Source organism: Paractinoplanes ovalisporus, from assembly GCF_016834655.1.
In the GTDB taxonomy this organism is placed as follows: domain Bacteria; phylum Actinomycetota; class Actinomycetes; order Mycobacteriales; family Micromonosporaceae; genus Actinoplanes; species Actinoplanes ovalisporus.
In genome coordinates, this window is sequence record NZ_JAENHP010000011.1 from 214,903 (window position 1) to 241,292 (window position 26,390).

Genomic DNA, 26,390 nt, shown 5'->3' on the forward strand with positions numbered 1-26,390 from the left:
GTCAGCCGCCGTTGCGGCTTCCGCGCCCGAGTTCGTTGTCGATGAAGGCGAAGATGTCGTCGGTGCTGGCCGCGCTGATCCGGTCGGCCACGGTCGTCTCCTCGGCGGACGCGTCCGCACCGTTCGTGTAGCGCGCCAGCAGCTCACGAAGTCGTGCGGCCACGCCCGCCGAGTCCCGGTCGCCGGCCGAGCTGGCCGACAGGGCGGATTCGAGCCGGTCGAGCTCGCCGAGCAGGGCCGAGCCCTCCTCGACGGCCCCGAACATCTCGTCGCCGAGGTGCGCGGCCAGCGCGACCGGGGTCGGGTAGTCGAAGACCAGGGTCGCGGCCAGCCGCAGCCCGGTCGCGGCGGTGAGGCTGTTGCGCAGCTCGACCGCGCTCAGCGAGTCGAAGCCGAGCTGCCGGAACTCCCGGTCGGTCTCGACCGCCTCGGGCGTCGCGTGGCCGAGCACACCGGCCGCGTGCGCCCGCACCAGCTCGACCAGTGCGGCCGTCCGCTCGGCGGGCGCCATGGCTTCGATCCGCTCACGCAGGCCCGCCGCCGACATCCGCCCGCCCGCGGCCCGGCGCCCGGCGCGGACCAGGCCGCGCAGCAGCGCCGGAACCGGCATGCCGGGCGCGCTCGCACCCAACCGCACCGGCACCAGCAGGGGTTCGTCGCGGCCGGTGGCGGCGTCGAACATCGCCAGGCCCTGCGCGACCGTGAGCGGCGGCAGGTCGCTGCGGCCGCCCAGCCCGGCGGCCATGCCCGCCTGCTCCCACGGTCCCCAGGCGAGCGAGATCGCGGCCCGGCCCTGCTCGCGCCGGTGGGCGGCGAGGGCGTCGAGGAAGGCGTTGGCGGCGGCGTAGTTGCCCTGCCCGGCGGCGCCCATCACACCGGCGACCGAGGAGTAGAGGACGAACGCCGCCAGATCGTGGTCGCGGGTCGCCTCGTGCAGGTGCCAGGCGCCGTCCACCTTGGGTCGCATCACCGAGGCCAGCCGCTGCGGGTCGAGCGAGCCGATGGTGGCGTCGTCGAGCACACCGGCCGTGTGGATGACCGCGGTCAGCGCGGGCTCGCCCTTGACCAGGGCCATGACGGCCTCGCGGTCGGTGGTGTCGCAGGCCGTGACGGTGACCGTCGCGCCCAGCGCGGCGAGCTCGTCGCGCAGGTCGTCCACGCCCTCGGCGTCGGGGCCGCGGCGCGAGACGAGCAGCAGGTTCCGCATCCCGCGGTCGGTGACCAGGTGCCGAGCCAGCTGGGCGCCGAGACCGCCGGTGCCGCCGGTGATGAGGACGGTGCCGTCGCGGTCCCAGGCCTGGGGGCCGCTGTCGCCGTCGGTGCGGGCCAGGCGCGGGACTTCGATGACACCGGCCCGGATGCGTACCTGGGGCTCGTCGGTCAGACCGGGCACCGCCCGCAGCGCCGTCCACGACGCGGCGTCGCCGTCGATGTGGGCGAGCTGGAACGTTCCCGGGTTCTCCGACTGGGCCGAGCGCACGAGCCCGGCCGCGGTGGCCGCCGCGAGGTCGTCCCCGACGGCGAACACCAGACGGGCCTGGCCGAAACGCTCGTCGGAGAGCCACTGCTGCACGAGTTCGAGGGTGCGACCGGCCAGCTCGTGGGCGGCGCTCACCGGGTCGGCCGAGCCGCCCCGCAGCGGCACCAGCACCAGATCGGGCGACTCGATCTCGGCGAGCGACGGCACCGCCGCGAAACCGGGCACCTCGTCGCCGAGCACCACCCACCGGCCCTCGGGCGCCTCCGGGGTCTCCACCGCGGTCCAGTCCAGGCGCAGCAGCGGCTCACCCTCGGTCTGAGACGCGGCCTCCTCGGGCTCGCGCAGCGTGACTTCCTCGACGGAGAGCACCGGGTCGCCGTCCACGTCGAAGGCGGCCAGCGACACTGTGTCGGGGCCGGTCGGGACGGTGCGGACGCGCAGGGCGGGGGCGCCGGCCGCGTGCAGGGTGAAGTTGTGCCAGGCCACCGGCACGCGGTCGTCGCCGTCACCGCGCAGCGCCGCGCTCAGCAGGTCCGGATGGATGCCGTAGCGATCGGCGTCGGTGACGTCCTCCGGCAGGGCGACCTCGACCAGCGTGTCGTGCGGGCCGACCTCCGGTGCGAGCCCGGCGTCGAGGGCCAGGGTGCCTTTCGCATGTTCGGTCCAGGGCCGGTCGGTTCCGGCCGGGCGCGAGTAGATGGTGAGTTCGCCGGAGCCGACCCAGATCTGCAGGTCAGTGGCGCTGTCCAGGACCAGCGGGGCGGTCACGGTCAGTTCGGCGATCCGGTCGTAGCCGGCCAGGTCGGCGGCCCGGACGGCCAGCTCGGCGAAGCCGGCCTCCCCGAACCGTTGGCCCGGGCTGGCAGCGAGACGGCCGGTCAGGGCCAGACCCTCTCCCCCGGCGACCGGCATCGCGGCGCCCAGCAGCGGGTGCCCGGCCGGGCGCAGGCCCAGCCCGGTGGCGTCCGCGCGGGCGGCACCGGTGGCGGGCCAGAAACGCTCCCGCTGGAACGGGTAGGTGGGCAGGTCGACCCGGTGGGCGCCGGTCCCGGCGAAGACCGGTGACCAGTCGACGGTCACGCCCGACACGTGCAGTCGGGCCAGCGCGGTCAGGGCCGAGTGCTCCTCGGGGCGGTCCTTGCGCAGCAGCGAAACGACGACCGAGCCTTCGGGCGCCTGCTCGGCGGTGAGCGCGGCCAGCACCCCGTCCGGGCCCAGTTCGAGGAACGCGGTGACGCCGTCGCCGGCCAGGGTCCGTACGGAATCGGCGAAGCGCACGGTGTCTCGCACGTGCCGCACCCAGTAGTCCGGTGTGGACACGTCACCGGCGGCCGCGATCGGCACGGTAGGCCGGTCGAACGTGAGGCCGTCCACCACCGCGCGGAACTCGTCGAGCATCGGATCCATCAACGGAGAGTGGAACGCATGGCTGACCCGCAAACGGCTAGTCTTGCGGCCGCGGGCCTGGAAATCGGCCTCGATCGCCGCCACGGCCGCCTCCTCACCGGCGATGACCACCGATTCGGGGCCGTTGACCGCCGCGATACTCACGCCGGCCGTCAGCTCGACCTCGTCCTCGGCGGCCTGGATCGCCACCATCGCGCCGCCCGCCGGCAGGGCCTGCATGAGGCGGGCCCGCGCGGAGACCAGCGTGCAGGCGTCGTCGAGCGAGAGCACCCCGGCCACGTGGGCGGCCGCGATCTCGCCGATCGAGTGGCCGGCCAGGCGGTCGGCGACGAGGCCGAACGACTCGGCCAGGCGGTAGAGCGCGACTTCGAGGGCGAAGATGGCGGGCTGGGCATGGCCGGTCTGATCGAGGTCGGCCGGCTCGCCGCTGAGGCCGAGCCGGGACGCCACCTCGTCGTAGGCGCGGGCGTAGACCGGGAAGCGGTCGTACAGCTCGCGTCCCATGCCGCCGCGCTGCGAGCCCTGCCCGGTGAAGAGGATCGCGAGCCGTCGGTCGGTCGCGGTACCGCGCACCACGTCGTCGCCGAGCAGCACGGCGCGGTGCTCGAACGTCGAGCGCCCGGTGACCAGTGAGTGGCCGACGTCGACGGTCTTCTCTTCGAGGCCTCGGATCAGCGTGACCTGATCGTCGAGCGCAGCCCGGGTGCGGGCCGAGACCGGCATCGGCACCACCTTCAAGGGGGCGGACGCCGCCCGTTCCGCTGTGTCCGGCGCCTGCTCCAGGATCAGGTGGGCGTTGGTGCCGCTGATGCCGAACGATGAGACACCACCGCGGCGCGGCCGTCCCGTCTCGGGCCAGTCCCGGCGCTCGGTGAGCAGCTCGACCTGGCCGGCGGTCCAGTCGACGTGGGTGGTGGGTTCGGTGACGTTCAGGGTCGCGGGCAGCACGCCGTGCCGCAGCGCCTGCACCATCTTGATGACCCCGACAACCCCGGCCGCGGCCTGGGTGTGGCCCAGGTTCGACTTGGCCGAGCCGAGAAGCAGCGGCGTGTCCCGGTCCTGCCCATAGGTGGCGAGCAACGCCTGAGCCTCGATCGGATCACCCAGCACGGTTCCGGTGCCATGCGCCTCGACCGCGTCCACGTCGGCCGCGGTCAGCCCGGCGGTGGCCAGCGTCTGCCGGATCAGGCGTTGCTGGGAGGGCCCGTTCGGGGCGGTGAGCCCGTTCGAGGCGCCGTCCTGGTTGATCGCCGACCCCTTGATGACGGCCAGCACGTCATGACCGTGGCGCTGCGCGTCGGCCAGCCGTTCCAGCACGACGACGCCGACGCCCTCACTCCAGGCGGTGCCGTCGGCGCTGTCCGAGAACGGCTTGCACTGCCCGTCGGCGGCCAGCCCACCCTGCTGGGTGAACTCCATGAACGCGCCCGGTCCGGCCATCAGCTGCACACCGCCGGCCAATGCGAGCGAGCATTCCCCGCCGCGCAGGGCCTGAGCCGCGAGGTGGGTCGCGACGAGCGCCGACGAGCAGGCGGTGTCGATGGTCATGGCCGGGCCTTCGAGGCCGAGCGTGTACGAGAGCCGGCCCGAGGTGACGCTGGGCGAAGTGCCGGTGCCGGTGTAGCCCTCCATGTTCTCCAGCGAGCTGAGCAGCAGGTGGGCGTAGTCGGCGCCGCCCGCCCCGACGAAGACGCCGGTGCGGCTGCCCCGCAACGAGACCGGGTCGATTCCCGTACGTTCGAGGGCCTCCCACGCCGTTTCGAGGAGCATCCGCTGGGCCGGGTCCATCGACAGCGCCTCGCGCGGCGAGATGCCGAAGAAGCCGGGGTCGAAGTCGGCGATCCCCTCGACGAAGCCGCCGCGCTGGGTGATGCTGCGGCCGGCACCGTCGCCGCCGAGCATGCTGAGGTCCCAGCCCCGGTCGGTCGGGAAGGGCCCGATCGCGCTGCGGCCCTCGGCCACCAGATCCCACAGGTCGTCGGCCGAACCGATGCCGCCCGGGAAGTGGCAGGCCATGCCGACGATGGCGATCGTGTCGTCCACGACCCGGACGGCGTCGTCGGCGCGGGACCGCTCGTCGCCGAACAGCTCGGCGATCAGATGCTCGGCCAGCGCCCGGGGCGTCGGGTAGTCGAACACCAGGGTGGCCGGCAGGGTCAGGCCGAACGCGGTGCTGAGCCGGTTGCGCAGCTCGACCGCGGTCAGCGAGTCGAAGCCGAGCTGCCGGAACTCCTGGGTGGTGTCGACGGCCTGCCCCGAGGCGTGGCCGAGCACGGCCGCGGCCTCGTCACGCACGGTCTCCAGCACGGCCCGGGCCCGTTCGGCCGGCTTGAGCCGTTCGAGGCGGCCCGCGACCTGGCCGCCGGTGGCCGCCGCGCGCCGGGTGCGGACCAGGCCGCGCAGCATCGGCGGCACCTGCCCGGCGAACGGCGCCGGGCCGGATCCGGTCACCAACCGGGTCGGCACGAGCAGCGGCAGGTCGGAGGCGACGGCCGCGTCGAACAGGGACAGGCCCAGCGCGAGCGGCAGCGGGGGCATGCCGGAACGTTCCATACGCTCCAGCGACGCCGCGTCGAGCGTCGAGGTCATTCCGGCGCCGGGGGCCCATGCTCCCCAGGCGAGGGAGATCGCGGGCCGGCCCTGGCCGTGGCGGTGAGCGGCGAGCGCGTCGAGGAAGCTGTTGCCGGCCGCGTAGTTGCCCTGCCCGGCGGCGCCCATGACACCGGAGACCGAGGAATACATGACGAACGCGGCCAGGTCGTGGTCGCGGGTCAGCTCGTGCAGGTGCCAGGCGGCGTCCACCTTGGCCCGCAGCACCGGCGTGAGCCGTTCGGGCGTCAGCGAGGAGACCACGCCGTCGTCGAGCAGCCCGGCCGTGTGCACCACGGCCGTCAGGCGGTGACCGGCGATGGCGGCGGCGAGCTGGTCGCGGTCGGCCACGTCACAGGCCACGATGTCGACCTCGGCCGGAAGCCCGCGCAGCTCGTCGGCGGCGGGCGCGTCCGGCCCGCTGCGGCTGAGCAGCAGCAGTTTCCGGGCCCCGCGTTCGCGGACCAGGTGCTCGGCCAGGGCGGCGCCGAGGCCACCGGTGCCGCCGGTGATGAGCACGGTGCCGTCCGGGTCCCACGGCTCGGGCACGGTCAGCACGATCTTGCCGACGTGCCGGGCCATGCTCATGTGGCGGAACGCGTCGCGGCCCCGCCGCACGTCGAACGCCTTGATGGGCAACGGTTCCAGCACACCCTGGGCGAACAGCTCGACGAGCGCGACCAGCATCTGCTGCACCCGGTCGAGGTCGACCTGGCCCAGGTCGAACGGCCGGTACATGAGGCCGGGCAGGCTTTCCGGGTCGCGCAGGTCGGTCTTGCCCATCTCGAGGAACCGGCCGCCCGGGCCGAGCAGCCGCAGCGATGCGTCCACGAACTCACCGGTGAGCGCGTTGAGCACCACGTCGACGCCGCCGGCGAACCGGGCCTCGAACTCGGTGGTGCGCGACGAGGCGATGTGGTCGTCGTCGAGGCCAAGGCCGCGCAGCACGTCCTGCTTGCCCTCGCTGGCAGTGGCGAAGACCTCGGCGCCGAGGTGCCGGGCGACCTGGATCGCGGCCATGCCGACCCCGCCGGCGCCCGCGTGCACCAGCACCCGCTCGCCCGGCTGCACGTCGGCCAGGTCGATCAGCGCGTAGTAGGCGGTGAGGAAGACGAGCGGCACCGAGGCCGCCTGCTCCCACGTCCAGCCGTCCGGAATCCGGGTCAGGTAACGGTCCTCGGCGACGACGGCCGGGCCGAACCCGCCGAACATCATGCCCATCACGCGGTCGCCGACGGCCACGCCGGTCACATCGGCGCCGACCTCGGTGACCACGCCGGCCGCCTCGGCCCCGAAGAGCCCGGCCTCGCCCGGATACATGCCGAGCGCGTTGAGCACGTCCCGGAAGTTGAGGCCACCGGCCCGCACGGCCACCCGCACCTGGGTCGGGGTGAGCGGTTCGAGCACTTCGGGGCAGGGCGCCAAGGTGAGCGCGTCGAGGTTGCCCTTGGCCGCGGTGGTCAGGCGCCACGGCCCCTCGGGCGGCGGGACGAGCGCGGGCGCGGAGGCCAGGCGTGCCAGACGTGGTGCGAGAGAGGCGTTTCCCCGTACGGTGATCTGCTGCTCGTCGCCGTGGAAGACGACTCGCCCGACGGCCGCCGGGTCATCGAGGTCGACGAGCAGGAACCGTCCCGGGTTCTCGGCCTGGGCCGATCGCACGAGACCCCAGGCGGCCGCCGCGGCCAGGTCGGTCACGGCTTCCTCGCCCACAGCGGCGGCACCCCGGCTGACGAAGACCGTGCGGGCCGTCCCGTTCAGGGCGTCCTGAAGTTCGGCCAGCACGGCGGCGGTCAGCTCGTGCACCGCAGCCGGGCCTTTGCCGCCCGCGATCGGCACCAGCACCACCTCGGGGTCGCCCTCGACCGCCGGCAGATGCGCGGCCAGCCCGAAGATGTCCTCGCCGTGGATCGTCCACGGGCGGGCCGGACCGGCCTCCTCGATCGGCGCCCACTCGACGTGGAACAGCGAGTCGAGCACCGGGGACCCGGCGACGGCGGTCCGGGGTGGGGCCGACGGCGTGCGGATGATGAGACCGTCGGCGGTGATGACGGGGTTGCCGTCCACGTCGGCGGCGGCGACCGAGACCGAGTCGGGGCCGGTGCGCCGCAACCGCACCCGCAGCGCGGGCGCGCCGGTGGCGTGCAGGGTGACACCGCTCCACTCGAACGGCAGGCCCTGCCCGGCGTCCTCGACCAGGCCGATGCCGTGCAGCGCGGCGTCCATCAGGGCCGGGTGCACGCCGTACATGGGCGCGTCCTCGACCGACTCGGGCACGGCGACCTCGGCATACAGGTCGCCGTCGAGCCGCCAGGCCGCGCGCAGACCGCGGAAGACCGGCCCGTAGGCGAGCCCGCCCCGCTCGGCCAGCTGCTCGTAGAAGCCCTCCAGCTCAACCGGTTTCGCCCCGGCGGGCGGCCAGGCCGACGAGTCCAGTCCGCCGGTGGCGCCGCCGGCCGGGGTCAGGGTGCCGGTCGCGTGCTCGGTCCACACCGGGCCGCGGTCGTCGGCCGGCTGCGAATAGATGCCGATCGGGCGACGGCCGTTGTCGTCCAGTTCGCCCACGCGCACCTGGATTGCGGCCGCCTGGGTCGCTTCGAGCGCGAGCGGCACGGCCAGGGTGAGGGAGGCGACCCGTTCGCAACCGGCCAGGTCGCCGGCGCGCATGGCCAGCTCGAGGAATCCGGTGCCCGGGAACAGGATCGTGCCCCCGATGACGTGGTCGGCCAGCCACGGCTGGTCGCGGGGCGAGACCCGGCCGGTGAGCACGATCTCGTCCGAGCCGGCGACCGTGACGGTGGCGCCGAGCAGCGGGTGGCCGGGCGAGCTGAGGCCGAAGCCGGCGAGGTCACCCGGGCGCATCCCGACACCGGCGGTCGGCCAGTAGCGCTGCCGGTCGAACGGATAGGTGGGCAGGTCGACGATCCGGGCGCCGGTCCCGTCGAACCAGGCCCGCCAGTCGACCGGCACCCCGGCCGTCCACAGCCGAGCGAGTGCGGTGACAGCGGCCAGCTCCTCGGGCTGGTTCTTGCGCAGCAGCGGCACCAGTTCGGCGCCCTCGGGCACCGATCCGGCGGCCATGCCGGAGAGCACACCGTCCGGCCCGAGTTCCACGTACGCGGTGACGCCGAGCCCGGCCAAGCGGGTGACGGCGTCGTGGAAGCGGACGGCGTCACGCACGTGGGAAACCCAGTACTCAGGGTCGGTCACGTCACCGGTGGACACGATCGGGATCCGGGGCTCGTGCAGGGTCAGGCCGGCGACCACCTCGCGGAAGTCGGCCAGCATCGGGTCCATCAGCGGCGAGTGGAACGCGTGGCTGACCCGCAGGCGGCTGCTGCGCGCGCATCCGGCCGCGACGGCCAGAACCTCGTCCTCGACGCCGGACAGCACGATCGAGCGCGGGCCGTTGACGGCGGCGATCGACACCCCGGGGGTCAGCGTGAGCTCGTCCTCGGTGGCCTCCACGGCGACCATCGCGCCCCCGGTGGGCAGCGCCTGCATCAGGTTGGCGCGGGCGGCGACCAGCCGGCAGGCGTCGCTCAGCGAGAACACCCCGGCCACGTACGCGGCCGCCACCTCACCGATCGAGTGCCCGGCCAGGTGCCGCGGGCGCAGCCCGAACGACTCGGCCAGCCGGAACAGCGCCACCTCGACCGCGAACAGGGCGGGCTGGGCGAACCCGGTGCGGTTGAGCAGGTCGGCGTCCTCGCCCCACATCACCTCGCGCAGCGGCCGCGGCAGGTAGGGGTCGAGCTCGCCGGTGACCTGGTCGAGCGCGTCGGCGAAGACGTCGAACCGGTGGTACAGCTGGCGTCCCATGCCGAGGCGCTGGCTTCCCTGGCCGGAGAAGAGCACAGCCACCGTACGGTCGGTGGCCGTGCCCCGGGCGACCTCGGCCCCGCCGACGACGACCGCCCGCCGGGGCAGCTCGGCGCGAGTGGTGGCGAGGGAGAAACCGACGTCCAGGGAGTCGCCGTGCACCCGCTCGATCTGCGCCGTGAGGGCGTTGTCACTGCGGGCGCTTAGCGGCCAGGGGGCGTACGGGACGGGTTGGCCGGTCCACGGCGTGACGTCGCGGGCGGGCGGCTCCTCGATGATGACGTGGGCGTTGGTGCCGCTGATGCCGAACGACGAGACCCCGGCCCGGCGCGGGCGCTCCCCACGCGGCCAGGCCGACGGTTCGGTGAGCAGGTCGATGGCGCCGGCGGTCCAGTCGACGTGCGGCGACGGCTCGCTGACGTGCAGGGTGCGGGGCAGCTCCTCGTGGGCGAACGCGAGGATCATCTTCATCAGTCCGGCGGCGCCGGCGGCGGCCTGGGTGTGGCCGAGGTTCGACTTGACCGAGCCCAGCCGCAGCGGTGCCGCGCGGTCCTGCCCGTACGTGGCCAGCAGCGCCTCGGCCTCGATCGGATCACCGAGGCGGGTGCCGGTGCCGTGCGCCTCGACCGCGTCCACGTCGCCGGCGGTCAGCCCCGCGCCGGCCAGTGCCTGCCGGATGACCCGTTGCTGGGACGGGCCGTTGGGCGCGGTGAGCCCGTTCGAGGCGCCGTCCTGATTGACCGCCGAGCCGCGCACGACGGCCAGCACCCGGTGCCCGAGGCGTTCGGCGTCGCTGAGCCGCTCGACGAGCAGGATGCCGGCGCCCTCGCTCCAGGTGGTGCCGTCGGCGTCGCCCGAGAAGGCCTTGACCCGCCCGTCCGCCGAAAGGCCACCCTGCCGGTCGAAGCCGCCGAAGCTGGTCGGGGTGGCCATCACGGTGACGCCGCCGACCAGGGCCAGCGAGCACTCCCCCGCACGCAGCGCCTGTGTGGCCAGGTGCAGGGCGACTAGGGCGGACGAGCAGGCGGTGTCGACCGTGACAGCCGGGCCCTCGAGCCCGAACGTGTAGGAGAGGCGGCCCGAGATGACGCTGGCGGCCAGACCGGATCCGGCATGTCCTTCCAGGTCTTCGCGGGCGGCCAGCACGAGCCGCTGGTAGTCCTGTCCGTTGGTGCCGACGAAGACCCCCGTACGGCTGCCGCGCAGCGCCCGCGGGTCGAGGCCGGCCCGCTCGAACGCCTCCCACGAGGTTTCCAGCAGCAGCCGCTGCTGCGGGTCCATGGCCAGGGCCTCGCGGGGCGAGATGCCGAAGAACTCGGGGTCGAAGTCGGCGGCGCCGTCGAGGAAACCGCCGCGGAAGTTGTCGTAACCGGCCAGATCCCAGCCGCGGTCGCCGGGGAACGGGCCGATCACCTCGCGGCCCTCGGCCAGCACCGACCACAGCTGTTCGGGGCTGGTGATGCCGCCCGGGAAGCGGCAGGCCATGGCGACGACCGCGATCGCGTCGGTGCTGGCCTCGACCGTCTCGTCGGTGTCCGGCTTCGCCGCGCCCAGCAGCTGGCCGAGAAGGTGTTCGGCCAGCACGGTCGGCGTCGGGAAGTCGAAGACGAGGCCGGCGTTCAACGTCAGGCCGGTCACGGCGGCGAGCTGGTTACGCAGCTCGACGGCGGTCAGCGAGTCGAAGCCGAGGTCGCGGAACGCGCGGTCGGTGCCGATCGCCTCGGCGCCGGCGTGCCCGAGAACGGCCGCGGCGACCGTACGCACGAGGTCGAGCACCGGTTCGAGCCGGTCCCGCTCGGGCAGCGTCCGCAGTTTCTGGTGCAGCTCGGAGCCGACCTCCTCGGTCTGCCGGCGGGCCTGCTCGACGGCCTCGGCCGCCTGTCGGGCGCCGGGCAGGCCGGACAGCAGGGGGCTGGGCCGCAGGCTGAGCAGCGAGGCCAGAAGTTGCGGCTGCTGCAGGTCGGCCACAACCGGGGCGGCGGCCGGCCCGGCGGCGACCCGCCACATCGCCTGGAGGGCCAGCTCGGGGTCGAGGGCGCTGACGCCGACCCGGCCCATGGCGTCGCCGACCTCGGATCGGGCGGCCATACCGTCGCCGGCCCAGGCGCCCCAGCCGATCGAGGTGGCGACCTGCCTACGGGCGTGGCGGGTGGCGGCGAGCGCGTCGAGCACGGCGTTCGCGGCCGCGTAGTTGGCCTGGCCCGGGTTGCCGACCGCGCCCGCCGACGACGAGAACAACACGAACAGGTCCGCGTCGGGCAGCAGTTCGTCGAGCAGGAGGGCCGAGCTCACCTTGACCCGGAAGACCTCGGTGAAGCGTTCGGGGGTGAGGCCGTCGATCGTGCCGTCGTCGAGCACGCCGGCCGTGTGGACGACACCGGTGACGGGGTGCTCGGCCAGCAGGGCGGTCAGGGCGTCCCGGTCGGCGGTGTCGGCGGCCGCCACCACGACCTCGGCGCCGGTGGCGGTCAGTTCGTCGCGCAGGGCGGCGGCGCCGGGGGCGTCGAGCCCGCGGCGGCTGGCCAGCACGAGTTTGGTCACGCCGCGGGCGGCGAGATCGCGGGCGACGCGGGCTCCGAGGGCGCCCGTGCCACCGGTGACGAGGACGGCGCCGCCGGACGTGAACGGCTCCCCCTCGGCGGGGCCTTCGCTGTGGGTGGGGCCTTCAACGCGCGCGGCGGGGCTTTCGTTGCGGGCCGGGCTTTCGTTGCGGGCGGCGGGCACCAGGCGGCGGCCGAAGACACCGGTGGCGCGGACGGCGACCTGGTCCTCTCCGGTGCCGCCGGTCAGCACCGCGGTGAGCCGGCGCAGGACCCGCTCGTCCAGCTCGGACGGCAGGTCGACCAGGCCACCCCAGCGAGCGGGCTGCTCGAGCGCGGCGACCCGACCGAAGCCCCACAGCGCGGCCTCGCGCGGGTCGGTCACAGCGTCGGCCCGACCGGTCGCGACCGCACCGCGCGTGAGCACCCAGACGGGTGCGTTCGCCTCGCGCAGAACCGCCATCACCCGCGCGATCCCGGCGGGGACCACGGCATCGCCGACCGGCCCGGGAAGCACCACGATGCCCTCAAAACCCTTCGCCGACGTCATCGCCCCGTTTGTCGAGCGCGGCGTGTCGGCCGTCGTGCCGGGCGTGTCGCTGATCGCGTCGGGCGTGCCGGCCGCAGTTTCGGCCAAGTCGGTGACCAGCGTGGCGCCGAGGGTGGCGGCGATGCGCGGGGCGTCAGGGTCGCCGGTCGGGTCGACGACCAGCCAGCGGCCGGGTGCTGGGGTGCCGAGGGCGGTCAGCGGCTGCCAGGTCTCGTGGTGGAGCCAGGAGTCGATCGTCGACTCGCCGCGGCGGCGTCCCCGCCAGGCGGCCAGAGCGGGCAGGACGGCCGACACCGCACCGGCGTCCAGGCCCCACTCCTCGGCCATCTCGGCCGGGTCGGCGCTCTCGATCGCGGCCCAGAACGCGGCGTCGACCGGGTCGACGCCCGTGGGCATCGGCTCGGGGTCGAGCCAGTAGCGCTCGTGCTGGAACGCGTACGTCGGCAGTGTGGTCCAGCGGGCGTCGGTGCCGGCGAAGAAGGCGCGCCAGTCCAGGGTGACCCCGGTGACATGCAGGCGGGCCAGCGCGGTGACGAAGCTCGTTTCTTCGTCGCGGTCACGCCGGACGGCCGGGATGCCCGGCACGGGACGGCCCGCCGCCGCCTCGACCAGACCCGAGAGCGTCCCGTCCGGCCCGATCTCCAGGAAGGCGGTGGCGTCGGACAGTCGGGTCACGGTTTCTCGGAACTGGACGGTGTCGCGTACGTGCCGCACCCAGAACTCGGGGTCGGTCACATCACCGGCCGTCACGAACGGGATCCGCGGCTCGTGGAACGTCAGCCCCTCGACCACGGCCCGGAACTCATCGAGCATCGGCTCCATCAACGGCGAATGGAACGCGTGCGACACCTTCAGCCGCTTCGTCTTCTCGAAGCGAGCGGCGATCGCCAGAACCTCGTCCTCGACACCGGACAACACGATCGAACGCGGACCGTTGACCGCCGCGATCGAGACTCCGGGCGTCAGCACGACCTCGTCCGGCGCAGCCTGCACCGCGACCATCGCGCCGCCCTCGGGCAGCGCGTCCATCAAACGCGCACGAGCGCTCACCAACGTGCACGCGTCCTCGAGCGAAAGGACACCGGCGACATGCGCGGCGGCGATCTCGCCGACCGAGTGACCGCCGAGCGCGTCGATCCGGATGCCGAGCGACTCGACCAGACGGAACAGCGCCACCTCGAACGCGAACAACATCGGCTGGGCTACGCCCGTACGGGAAAGAAGGGTCTCGTCTTCCGGCACCGCCACGCCGAGCCGGTCGAGGATGTCCTGGAACACCGAGGCGAACAACGGGAACCGGGCCGCCAAGCCCTGGCCCATGCCGACCCGCTGGGAACCCTGCCCGGCGAACAACGCCGCCACGAACTGCTCACCGGCCACGCCGCGCGCGACCTCCCGGCCATCGAGGAGGACCGCGCGATGTTCCAGCGCGGCGCGGCCGGTGGCGAGGGACCAGGCGATGTCCAACGGCGTGCCATCGGTGTCACGCAGGCGCTCGATCTGAGCGTTCAGCGCGGCTTCGGTGGCCCCTGACACCAACCACGGCAACGCTGAAACGCCGGTTGCCGCCGACAGCGCCGAGGTCCCGCTCGCCGCCGACCCGTCCGACTGCGCCGAAGTCTCGCTTCCGGCCGGCAGCGTGACGGGCGAGGAGGCGTCGTCCGAGGACGCGTCGACCAATGCGGGCGAGGAGACGTCAGCCGGGGTCGAGGGCTGTTCGAGGATGATGTGCGCGTTGGTGCCGCTCAGCCCGAACGACGAGACACCGGCCCGGCGCGGACGCCCGGTCGAAGGCCACGGCATCTGCTCGGTGAGCAGTTCGACCGCGCCCGTCGACCAGTCGACGTGGCTGCTGGGTGCGGTGACGTGCAGCGTGCGGGGCAGCACGGCGTGACCGATGGCCAGCACCGACTTGATGATGCCGGCGACACCGGCGGCGGCCTGGGTGTGGCCGATGTTCGACTTGATCGAGCCCAGCCGCAGCGGTTCGGCGCGGTCCTGCCCGTAGGTCGCGAGCAACGCCTGCGCCTCGATCGGGTCACCCAGCCGGGTTCCGGTGCCGTGTGCCTCGACGAAGTCCACCTCGGCCCCTCGCAGCCCCGCGCCGGAAAGTGCCTGGCGGATGACGCGTTGCTGCGAGGGGCCGTTCGGTGCGGTCAGGCCGTTGGAGGCGCCGTCCTGGTTCAGCGCGGAACCCTTGACGACAGCGAGGACGGGGTGGCCGTTGCGAGCGGCGTCGGAGGCCCGTTCGACCACCAGCACGCCCACACCCTCGGACCAGCCGGTGCCGTCGGCGTCGTCGGAGAAGGCGCGACAGCGGCCGTCCTGAGCGAGGCCGCCCTGGGCGGTGAAGCCGACGAAGTTCATCGGCGTCGACATGACGGTGACGCCGCCGACCAGGGCCAGCGAGGATTCGCCGCGGCGCAGCGACTGCGCGGCCAGGTGCAGCGCGACCAGCGAGGACGAACAGGCGGTGTCGACGGTCAGCGCCGGACCTTCGAGGCCGAACGTGTAGGACAGGCGGCCCGAGATGACCGCGGCCGCGAGCCCGGTGCTGGCGTGGCCCTCGACCTCGCGGCGGGTCTGCATGACGAGCTGGGTGTAGTCCTGCCCGTTGGTGCCCATGAAGACGCCGGTGCGGGTGCCGCGCAGGCTGGTGGCGTCGATGCCGGCCCGCTCGACTGCCTCCCACGAGACCTCGAGGAGCTGCCGCTGCTGCGGGTCCATGGCGGTGGCCTCGCGGGGCGAGATGCCGAAGAAGGCCGGGTCGAAACGGGTGGCCGTGTCGAGGAAGCCGCCCTGCCCGGTGACGTCGGCGAGCGGCCCGTCGGACCAGCCCCGGTCGGCCGGGAAGCCGGTCATGGCGTCGGCGCCGTCGGTGAGCAGCCGCCACAGGTCCTCGGGGCTGCGGACACCGCCGGGGAACCGGCAGGCCATCCCCACGATGACGATCGGGTCGTCGTTGTCGTCCACCGCGACGGTCTCGGTCTCGGTGGCGGCGGCGCCGAGGAGCTCGGCCAGCAGGTGAGCGGCGAGCACGCGCGGGGTCGGGTAGTCGAAGATGAGCGTGGCCGGAAGCGTGAGCCCGGTGGCGGCGCCGACCCGGTTGCGCAGTTCCAGCGCGGTCAGCGAATCAAAGCCGAGCTGCCGGAACTCCCGGTCGGCGCCGACGGCGGTGGCCGATTCGTGGCCCAGCACGGCGGCGGCCTCGGCCCGCACGATGTCGGTGACGAGGCGTTCGCGGTCGTTCTCGCGGGCCTCGGCCAGCCGCTTCGCCAGCCCACCGGCGGCGGGTCCGCGTCCGTCGGCGGCCTGGCGGCGGCCGGTTCGCACGATGCCGCGCAGCAGCGCCGGGACCGGCCTGGGCCCAGCGGCCCGGCCGGCTCCGGCCGGAAGTGCCACGACCAGGGGCTCGTCGCGGGTCAGGGCGGCGTCGAAGGCGGCCAGACCCTGCTCGACGGTGAGCAGCGGCGCGCCGGCGTCGGCGATGCGGCGGGCGTCGCGCTCGCCGAGCGTGGCGGTCATGCCGCTGTCCTGCGCCCAGGCGCCCCACGCGATCGAAAGGGCGGGCCGGCCTTCCGCGCGCCGCTGGGCCGCGAGTGCGTCGAGGTAGCTGTTGCCGGCCGCGTAGTTGCCCTGCCCGGCCGCGCCCATCAGCCCCGAGACCGAGGAGTAGAGCACGAAGGCGGCCAGATCGTGGTCTCGGGTCAGCTCGTCCAGGTGCCGGGCGGCGTCCACCTTCGGCTGCAGCACGGTGTCGATCCGCTCGGGCGTCAGCGACGAGATGACGCCGTCGTCGAGCACGCCGGCGGTGTGGATGACCGCGGTCAGGCGGTGACCGGCGATCGCGGCGGCCAGCTGGTCCCGGTCGGCCACATCGCAGGCGACGATCTCGACGTCGGCCGGGAGTCGCCGCAGTTCCTCGGCGGCGGGGGCTTCCGGGCCACGGCGACTCAGCAGAAGCAGCTTCCGTACGCCGTGAGCCTCCACCAGATGCCGGGCCAGCTCGGCGCCGAGACCGCCGGTGCCGCCCGTGATGAGCACAGTCCCTTCGGGATCCCAGGCCGCAGCGGCACTCGGAGCCTCGGGCAGGCGGACGAGGCGGGCGGCGCTCACCTCGCCGTCCCGGACCCGGATCTGGGTCTCGCCCTCGGCCAGCAGCGAAGGCAGGATCGGCAGCAGGGCGGCGGAGGCAGGGCTGTCATCGGTGTCGACGATCAGGAAACGGCCGGGGTTCTCGGTCTGGGCCGACCGTACGAGGCCGTGCACCGCCGCCACGACGGGATCCCCACCGTGGCCGAGAAAGACCAGGTGCGTGTCCGACGGAAGGTGCCCCTGAAGGTCGCCGAGGGCAGCCGCCACCGCCTGATGAACGGCCCCGGGCCCATCGCCGGCCGGCATGGACAACTCTTCGATCCGGATCGTGACGACGTCGGAAACAGCCGCGGCCGCATGTGGGTTGGCCGGCACCCAGCCCAGGCCGAAGAGCGGGTTCCGGCGGGTCGCGGCAACCGACGCGGGCGGGGTCAGGCCCACCGACCGGGCCGACAGCACGGGCCGGCCCTCGACATCGGCGGCGGCCAGCGTCAGCGTGTCGCCGGAACGGGCCAGGCGGACCCGCAGGACCGACGCGCCCGTGGCGTGCAGGGTAAGACCGTCCCAGGTGGTCGCGAGGCCGGGGTCGCCGTCGAGCGATGCCGCCTGGACGGCCGCGTCGAGCAGGGCGGGGTGGACCCCGTACGCGTTGCCGTCCTCGACCGTCGCCGGCAGCGCGACCTCGGCGAAGATCTCCGCCCCGCGACGCCAGGCGGCCCGGAGCCCGCGCAGCGTGTCACCGTAGGACAGCCCGGCCTCGGCCAGGTCGTCGTAAAAGCCGTCCAGGTCGACCACGGTGGCGCCGGACGGTGGCCACGCCGTGAAATCGTGCTCCACCGGCGAACCGGGCGAGTGCATGCGCCCGGTGGCGTGCCGGGTCCATTCCTCGTCGCCGGGGTGCTGGGCGTGCAGGCGGAGTTCGCGGTCGCCGTTCTCGTCCGGCCCGCCGACCCACAACTGCAGCTGTGCGGGCAGCGGGACGGCCGAGTCGAGCGACAGGTCGACGCTGTCGTGGCCGAGCTGGTCGGCCGCGCGCAGGGCCATGTCCAGCACGGCGCTCGCGGGCAGCGTGACCTCACCGGCCACCACGTGGTCGGCCAGCCAGGGATGGGTCAGGGCGGACAGGCGGCCGGTCAGCAGCAACTCCCCCGACCCGGCCACGCTGGTCGCCGCGCCCAGCAGCGGGTGCCCGGCGTCGGAGAGGCCGAGCGAGGCCGCGTCGCCCGAGGCGGCCGGGGACAGGCGCGGCCAGTACGGGGCGTGTTCGAACGCGTAGGTGGGCAGGTCGACCCACTGGGCGCCGGTGCCCGCGAAGAAGGCCCGCCAGTCGACCCCGACCCCGGCCACGTGCAGGCGGGACAGCGCCGCCACGAAGCCGGTCTCCTCGTCCCGGTCGCGCCGGACCGCCGGAATGCCGTTGACCAGCCCGGAGAGCGTGCCGTCGGGGCCGATCTCGAGGAATGCCGTCGCGGACGACAGCTTCTGCACGTTCTCGTGGAAACGAACGGTGTCGCGCACGTGCGACACCCAGAAGTCGACCGATGTGACGTCCCCCGACACCACCAGCGGGATCTGCGGTTCGTGGAACGTCAGACCGGCGAGGGCCGACCGGAACTCGTCCAGCATCGGCTCCATCAACGGCGAGTGGAACGCGTGCGACACCTTGAGCCGCTTGGTCTTCTCGAAGCGGGCAGCGATCGCCAGAACCTCGTCCTCGACACCGGACAGCACGATCGAGCGGGGACCGTTGATCGCCGCGATCGAGACTCCGGGTGTCAGCACGAGATCCGACGGCGCGGCCTGCACGGCCACCATCGCGCCGCCCGCGGGCAGCGCGTCCATCAAACGCGCACGAGCGCTCACCAACGTGCACGCGTCGTCGAGGGAAAGAACACCGGCGACGTGCGCGGCGGCGATCTCACCGACCGAGTGACCGGCCAGGAAGTCGACCCGGATGCCGAGCGATTCGATCAGGCGGTACAGCGCCACCTCGAACGCGAACAACACCGGCTGCGCCACGCCCGTACGGAAAAGCAGGTTTTCGTCGTCCGGGACGACCACGCCCAGCCGGTCGAGGATGTCGTCGAACACCGACGCGAACAACGGGAACCGGGCCGCCAGGCCCCGGCCCATACCGACCCGCTGCGACCCCTGACCCGCGAACAGCACGGCCAGTTTGGCCCGCGACGCCGCCGTTCCGGTGACGACTCCGGGCGCGGTGCCGGTAGCAGCCCAGGCGGACAGCGCGTTGAGGTCGGTCGCGGCCAGGCGCTCCTCGAAGGCCGACCGGGTGACGGCGAGCGAGTAGGCCAGGTCGAGCGTGCCCGCGCACGGAAGCAGGTTGTGGACCTGCTGCTTCAGGGCGTCCGGGGTGCGGGCGGACAGCAGCCAGGGCAGCGCCGAAGCGGTGACCGTCGGCTCCTCGGCGGCGAAAGCGGCGGGGACGGCGGCCGGAGCCTGTTCGAGGATGACGTGCGCGTTGGTGCCGCTGACGCCGAACGACGACACCGCCGACCGCCGGGGACGCTCGGATGCCGGCCATTCCTGCGCGGACTCGGCGATGCGGACCGCGCCGCGCGTCCAGTCGACCTGGCTCGACGGCGTGCGAACGTGCAGCGTCGGCGGGACCACGCCGTGGCGCATGGCCTGGACCATCTTGATGACACCGGCGACGCCGGCGGCGGCCTGGGTGTGGCCGATGTTCGACTTGACCGAGCCGAGCAGCAGGGGCGCGCCGGTCCGGTCCTGGCCGTAGGTGGCGAGCAGCGCCTGCGCCTCGATCGGGTCGCCCAGGCGGGTGCCGGTGCCGTGGGCCTCGACCACGTCGACGTCGCCGGTCCGCAACCCGGCCTTGGACAGGGCCTGCCGCACGACACGTTGCTGGGCGCGGCCGTTGGGGGCGGTGAAGCCGTTGGAGGCGCCGTCGGAGTTGACCGCCGAGCCGCGCACGACCGCGAGCACGTGATGGCCGTTGCGCTCGGCGTCGGAGAGGCGTTCCAGCACGAGCACGCCGACACCCTCGGACCAGCCGGTGCCGTCGGCGTCGTCCGAGAACGACTTGCAGCGCCCGTCGCGGGCCAGCCCGCCCTGGCGGCTGAACTCGACCAGCGAGCCCGGGGTGGCCATCACGTTGACGCCGCCGGCCAGGGCCAGGGTGCATTCGCCGTTGCGCAGCGCGTGCGCCGCGAGGTGCAGGGCGACCAGCGAGGACGAGCAGGCGGTGTCGACGGTGACGGTCGGGCCCTCGAGACCGAGCTCGTAGGAGAGCCGGCCCGAGGTGGCGCTGGCGGCGATCCCGGTGCCGATGTCACCGGTGGCGTCCGCGACCGAGCGGATCATCAGGTGGGCGTAGTCCTGCCCGTTGGTGCCGACGAACACGCCGGTCCGGCTGCCCCGCAGCGAGACCGGGTCGATGCCGGCCCGCTCGAACGCCTCCCACGAGGTCTCCAGGAGCAGGCGCTGCTGCGGGTCCATGGTCACGGCCTCGCGCGGCGAGATGCCGAAGAAGCCGGGGTCGAAGTCGGCCACCCCGTCGAGGAAGCCGCCCTGCAGGCTCACGCTCATGCCGCGCTCGTCCACCGAGGAGGCGCCGAGCGCTTCGAGGTCCCAGCCGCGGTCGTCCGGGAAGCCGCCGATCGCGTCGCGGCCGTCGGCCACGAGCTGCCACAGCTCCTCGGGTGAGCGCACGCCACCCGGGTAGCGGCAGCTCATGCCGACGACGGCGATCGGCTCGGCGAGCGTGGCCATCAGATCGCGGTTCTGCCGGCGGAGGCGCTCGGTCTCCTTCATCGAGGCGCGCAGCGCCTCCACGACCTTGTCACCGGGGCTGGTCATCGGTCCTCCTCGCCGGCGCCCTCGAGCGCGGCTCGCACCAGGTCGTCCACGGACATCTCGTCAATCGACTCGGACGGTTCTTCTTCGCCGCCGGCGTCCTTCAGGACCGCTTGCAGCACACCCAGCTCACGCAGCCGGTCCATCGGCAGGCTCGCCAAGAGCCGGCGGACGGTGGCCTCCTCGCCGTCCTCCGAGGAGCCCGGGTCGAGCTGTTCCAGCACGTACTCGGCCAGCGCCAGCGAGGTCGGGTGGTCGAACACGAGCGTGGCCGCCAGGTCCAGTCCGGTCGCGGCGTTGAGCCGGTTCCGCAGCTCGACAGTGGCCAGCGAGTCGAACCCGAGGTCGCGGAACGGCCGCTCGGCGGTGATGCCCTCGATGTCGTTCCGTCCCAGCACCTCGGCCGCCTGCTCCCGGATCAGGTCGAGCACCGCCTCCAGGCGCCGGTTGGCCGGCAGGGCCGTGATCCGGTCCCGGAAGGCGCGGGCCGAGGTCTCGTCGCGCGGGGCCACCGCGGCCGGCTCGGTCCAGCCGGGCATGTCGCTGAGCAGATTGCTGGGCCGCAGCATCGGCGCCGACGGTCCGCTCTGCACCGCGACCACGACGGCCGTGGCCAGCGGCTCCCCCGCGAGCTGCATCAGCACCGCGCAGGCGTCCGAGGGGTCGAGGGCCGCGATGCCGGCCCGCCGGGCGTGCGCCTCGGCGTCGGCCCCGGCGGCCATGCCGTCACCGCCCCAGGCGCCCCAGGCGATGGAGGTTGCGGCAAGCCCGTTCCCACGGCGGCGCTCGGCCAGCGCGTCCAGCACGGCGTTGGCCGCCGCGTAGTTGCCCTGGCCGGGGTTGCCGACCGCCGACGAGGCCGACGAGAACAGCACGAAGGCGTCCAGCTCGCGCCCGGCGGTCAGTTCGTCGAGCAGCAGCGCCGGATCGACCTTGGCCCGGAAGACACCGGCGAACCGATCCGGGGTGAGCCGGTCGATGACACCGTCGTCCAGCACGCCCGCGGTATGCACCACAGCGGTCAGGTCGGGCAGGCCGTCGATCAGATCGGTCATGGCCGCACGGTCGGCGGCGTCAGCGGCCGCCACCACCGCTTCGACTCCGAGAGCGGCCAGTTCGTCGCGCAGCTCGGTGGCGCCGGGCGCGTCGATGCCGCGGCGGCTGACCAGGACCAGGCGCCGGGCGCCGCGTTGGGCGAGCGTGCGGGCGACGTGAGCGCCCAGGGCGCCGGTGCCGCCGGTGATGAGCACGCTGCCGCTCGGGGTCCACGGCGTGGCCGGATCGGGCGCCGGGGCGGGCAGCAGGCGCCGCCCGAAGACGCCGGCCGCACGGATCGCCAGCTGGTCCTCGCCGGCCGGGCCGGTGACGGCGGCGATCAGACCACGCACCGCCTGTGGGTCGGGCGCTGCGGGCAGATCGACCAGGCCACCCCAGCGGTCGGGATACTCCATGGCGGCCACCCGGCCCAGGCCCCAGACCGCGGCCTGGTCGAGGTTCACCACCGGGTCGCCCGGTCCGGTCGACACCGCTCCGCGGGTGACCGCCCACAGGGGCGCCCGCAGGCCGGCGTCGCCGAGGGCCTGCAACACCGTTGCCGTCCGCACGGCGTCCGGCACGAACGAGAGCACACCCCGCACCGGCCCGGCCTCGCGGAGGGCGGCGGCCAGCGGTTCGCGGTCGGCCATCTCCACGGTGGTCACGTCGCCGAGCCCCTCGGGCAGCACCTCCCCGGCGGGGAGCACGGCCAACCAGGAACCGGGCAGCGCGGCGGTCGTCGGCATGGTCAGCCGCTTCCAGCCGATGCGGTGGCGGATCGCGTCGAGGCCGGCCTGGTCCTGCCGGCGCTGCCGCCAGTCGCGCAGCGCGGGCAGCACCTGCGACAGCGCGTCGCCGTCGATGCCGAGTCCGCCGCCGGTCAGCGCCTCCCACAGCCCGTCGTCGCCGCCGGTCGGGGCGGCCGGGCGGGACCGGGTCTGGTCGGCCCAGAAGCGCTCGCGCTGGAAGGCGTACGTGGGCAGGTCGGTCCACGCCACGTCACGGCCGGCGAAGAAGGCCCGCCAGTCCACCCGTACGCCGTGGGTGTGCAGCCGGGCGAGCGCGGTCAGGATCGGCCGCTCCTCGTCGCCGTCCTTGCGCTGCGCCGGGATCGCAAGCCCGGCACCGATCTCGCCGACCAGCGACGACAGGGTCGCGTCGGGGCCGATCTCGAGGAACGTGCGGGCCCCGCGCTCGTGCAGCGTCGTCACGGTCCCGGCGAACCGGACCGTGTCCCGCACGTGGGTCACCCAGAACTCGGGGTCGGTCACGTCGCCACCCGCCACCATCGGCAGGCGCGGCGGCGCGAAGGTCAGGCCGGCGACGACCGCGCGGAACTCGTCGAGCATCGGGTCCATCAGCGACGAGTGGAACGCGTGCGACACCCTCAGCCGCTTCGTCTTCTCGAAGCGGGCGGCAATCGCCAGCACTTCGTCCTCGACACCCGAGAGCACGATCGAGCGCGGCCCGTTCACCGCGGCGATGGAGACGCCGGGGGTCAAAACCACATCGTCGACCGCGGCCTGCACCGCGACCATCGCCCCACCCGTCGGCAGCGCCGCCATCAGCCGGGCCCGCGTGGTGACGAGGGTGCAGGCGTCGTCCAGCGACAGCACCCCGGCCACGTGGGCGGCCGCGATCTCGCCGATCGAGTGGCCGCCGACCAGCGCCGGTCGGACGCCCCACGATTCGAGCAGGCGGAACAGCGCCACCTCGAAGGCGAACAGGGCCGGCTGGGCGAACCCGGTGTTGTCCAGCGATTCCTGGTCGTCCGGGAGGTCCACGCCCAGCTTGGCGACCACCTCGGCGTGGGCCCGGGCGAAGGCCGGGAACCGGGCGGCGAGGTCGCGGCCCATCCCGGCGCGCTGGCTGCCCTGCCCGGCGAAGACGAACGCGAGCTTGCCCGAGCGGGCTGCCTCGTCCGTGACCACGCTCCCGGTGGAGCGGCCCTCGGCCAGTGCCGTGAGCCCGGCCAGCAGGCCTTCCCGGTCATCGGCGAGGACGGCCGCGCGGTGTTCGAAGTGCGCCCGCCCGGTGGCGAGGGACCAGGCCAGGTCGCCGACCCCGGGGCCCGTGCGGGCCAGGAGGGCCGCCGCCTGGGAGCGCAGCGCCTGCGGGGTCCGGCCGGACACGACGACCGGAAGCAGGCCGGGGGCGTCGGGCTCGGCCCGCTCGGCGACCGGGTCGCCCTGTTCGAGGATCACGTGGGCGTTGGTGCCGCTGGCGCCGAACGAGGAGACGGCAGCGCGGCGGGGCCGCCCGGTCGACGGCCACGGGCCCGGTTCGCGCTGCAGCTCGATCGCGCCCGACGACCAGTCCACGTGCGAGGTGGGCTCGGCCGCGTGCAGCGTCTTCGGCAGGTGGCCGTGCCGCATCGCGAGCACCATCTTGATGACACCGGCGACACCGGAGGCGGCCTGGGTGTGGCCCAGGTTCGACTTCACCGCGCCCAGCCGCAACGCCTCGGAACGACCCTGCCCATACGTGGCCAGGAGCGCCTGCGCCTCGATCGGGTCACCCAGTTTGGTGCCGGTGCCGTGCGCCTCGACCGCGTCCACGTCGGCCGGGCCGAGCCGGGCGGCGGCCAGGGCCTTGCGGATGACCCGCTGCTGGGCCGGTCCGCTGGGAGCGGTCAGGCCGTTGGAGGCGCCGTCCGAGTTGATCGCGCTGCCCCGCACGACGGCGAGCACGCGGTGGCCGTTGCGGCGGGCGTCGTCGAGGCGTTCCAGTACGAGCATGCCGACGCCCTCGGACCAGCCGGTGCCGTCCGCGTCCTCCGAGAACGCCTTGCAGCGGCCGTCGGCCGAGAGCGCGCCCTGGGTGCTGAACTCCTCGAAGCCCACCGGCGTCGACATCACCGTGACGCCGCCGGCCAGGGCCAGCGAGCATTCCCCGGTCCGCAGGGCCTGCCCGGCCAGGTGCAACGCGACCAGCGACGACGAGCAGGCCGTGTCGACGCTGACGGTCGGGCCCTGCAGGCCGAACGTGTAGGCCAGGCGGCCGGAGAGCAGGCTGGCCGCCTGCGCGGTCTGCCATTCCTGGCCGAAGGTCTCGGCGTCGACGCGGTATTCGCCGCTGCCACCGCCGATGAAGACACCGGCGTCGCTGCCGCGCAGCCCGGCGGGGTCGATGCCGGCCCGTTCCAGGGCCTCCCAGGCCGATTCGAGGACGATCCGCTGCTGCGGGTCCATGACCACGGCCTCGCGCGGCGAGATGGCGAAGAAGTCGGGGTCGAAGTCGGCGGCGTCGTAGAGGAATCCGCCCTGACGGCTGACGCTGCGCAGGTTGTCGAGGTCCCAGCCGCGGTCGGTGGGCATCGGCCCGACCGCATCGACCTCGTCGACCAGCAACCGCCACAGATCCTCGGGCGAGGTGACCCCGCCCGGGTAGCGGCAGGCCATGCCGACGATCGCGATCAGATCCTCGCCGGTGGCCGCGGTGGCCACCACCGGGGTGAGGGGAGCCGGCTCGCTGCCCACCAGCTCGGAACGCAGATGGGCGGCCAGTTCCACCGGGGTCGGGTAGTCGAAGACGAGCGTGGCCGGCAGGCTCAGGCCGGTCGCCGCGTTCAGCTGGTTGCGCAGGTCGACCGCGGTGAGCGAGTCGAAGCCGAGGTCGCGGAACGGCACGTCGTCCTCGACCGCGTCCGCCCCGGCGTGGCCGAGCACGGTGGCCGCGGCCCCGCGGACCAGCGCAAGCAGCTCGTCGGCCCAGGTCTCCTCGGGCAGTTCGAGCAGGCGGCGGCGGAACGTGGACTCGGTGCGCGCCGGGACCGGCAGCTCGGCGGCCAGGCCGGGCGGGCACGACTCGGCGAACCGGTCCCAGGCCACGTCGGCCACGATCGCCTCGGGGTCGCCGGCCGCGACCGCTTGGGCCAGCGCGGTCATCGCCCGCTCGGAGGGCATCGGCCGCAGGCCGTTGACCGTGAGGTGGGTGGCCATGGCAGCCGGGGTGGTCTCGGCGAGCGGGCCGAACGCGACGGCCACCGTGGGGCGGCCGCTCTCGTGGCGGCGGCGGGCGTAGGCCAGGATCTCGGCCTGGGCGGCGGCCTCGGTGGCTTGGCCGCGGAAGCCCCACACGCCGGCGACCGAGGCCAGCACGACGAGCAGGCGGTCGCCGATGAGGGCGTCCACTTCGGTCAGTCCGGCCAGGTCGCCGCCGTAGATGACGGCGGTGGCCTCGTCGAGGGCGTCGATCCCGACTGCCTCGGGCACCCACGCGGCGGCGGCGTCGGAGCCGATGACGACAACCTTGCCGTGGGGCTGCCACGGCTGGGTGACCGGCTGGGCGCGCTGCACACGGCGGGCTTCGACCGACTCCCCCCGTACGCGGAACTGGGTCTGCTTCGCAGTCAGAGCGGCCCGGAGCAGGGCGGGGTCGAAGCCCTCGGCGAGGTCGACGAGACCGCCGGCGGGGTGGTCGAGGGCCGCCACCTGGCCGTCACCCCACGCCGCGGGCGAGGACGTGACGCACCACAGCGGGCCCTGCTCGCGGTCCTGCCCGGTCGGAAGCTCGGGCCGCAGCGAGACCACACCGTCGAACGGGCCCTCGTCCACGGCGGCCTCACCCAGGGCGGCTCGCACTTCGGCCTCCAGCGGGTGCGGTTCGTCGCCGGTGAGCAGCAGCCAACGGCCGTTGAGCGCATCGACCGGTTCGAGGGCGAGGGGCGACCAGGCGACGCGGTATCGCCATTGGCTGACGTCAACGGGCATGGGTGCGGCCGATCCTCCGGGCCAGAAACGCTGACGCTGGAACGGATAGGTGGGCAGGTCGGTCAAACGCGCGCCGGTGCCCTCGAACCAGGCCGTCCAGTCGATGTCAGCGCCCTCGACGAAGAGGCGGCCGAGCGCGGTCGCGAACGCGGTCTCCTCGGGCCGGTCGCGTCGCAGCACCGGGATGACGGTCCGGTCGCCGGCCATCGCGGTCAGCGCCGCGTCCGGGCCGAGCTCGACGAACGTGGTCACGCCGGCGTCGGTGAGCGCGGTCAGATGGTCGGCGTGGCGGACGGTGTCGCGCACGTGCCGCACCCAGAACTCGGGGTCGG

The 26,390-nt window shown here is 74.1% G+C and carries 2 protein-coding genes (1 of these 2 running past the window's edge); both read right to left on the reverse strand.

Annotation, left to right across the window (positions count from 1 at the left end; genetic code table 11):
* Nucleotide 1: 1 nt before the first annotated feature.
* Nucleotides 2–20,314 (reverse strand): type I polyketide synthase, encoded by a 20,313-nt coding sequence (locus tag JIG36_RS52375; RefSeq protein ID WP_236048429.1) that lies wholly within the window; start codon nt 20,312–20,314, stop codon nt 2–4.
* Nucleotides 20,311–26,390, reverse strand: partial view of a type I polyketide synthase gene (locus tag JIG36_RS29645; protein ID WP_203379662.1) — the end only. It continues 20,593 nt past the right edge of the window; the window shows 6,080 of its 26,673 coding nt (coding positions 20,594–26,673); the start codon falls outside the window, past its right edge — the gene reads right to left on this strand; it ends in the stop codon at nt 20,311–20,313. Before JIG36_RS29645 ends, JIG36_RS52375 begins: the two co-directional genes overlap by 4 nt.

What these genes read in the sequence shown, in the direction of transcription:
- JIG36_RS52375 (WP_236048429.1), bottom strand. Translation starts at nt 20,314, where the DNA reads ATGACCAGCCCCGGTGACAAGGTCGTGGAGGCGCTGCGCGCCTCGATG.